The 224-nt window shown below is 58.9% G+C and carries 1 protein-coding gene; it reads left to right on the top strand.

Translation table 11 applies throughout. The features are described 5' to 3' along the window. Nucleotides 1–224: hypothetical protein (locus KUG43_RS16770; RefSeq protein ID WP_216910967.1), on the top strand; the 224-nt coding region annotated here is incomplete at both ends.

The following is a 224-nucleotide window of genomic DNA, read 5'->3' as shown; positions in this document are numbered from 1 at the left end:
CAATTGGAACTGGGTGTCCTCAGGTGCCGTCTTCGGCACCACCACCACACAAGGACAACAAGCCCAGCAGCAGTTCATGGTCGATGCCAACGGCACGACGATGACAACCACAACAACATCGACCACAACTCCACCCCCGACCACAAACACCACCCTGCAGGTGCTTGATCCCAACGGCGCCGTGCAGTTACTCCGCGACACCAGCACCGATCTGGTCTCCGTTC

The sequence above is a fragment of the Synechococcus sp. CCY 0621 genome, from assembly GCF_019038465.1.
Classification (GTDB): Bacteria; Cyanobacteriota; Cyanobacteriia; order PCC-6307; family Cyanobiaceae; genus Cyanobium.
The sequence above is the reverse complement of the archived record's forward strand: the minus strand, read 5'-3'. Positions and strand labels throughout refer to the sequence as shown.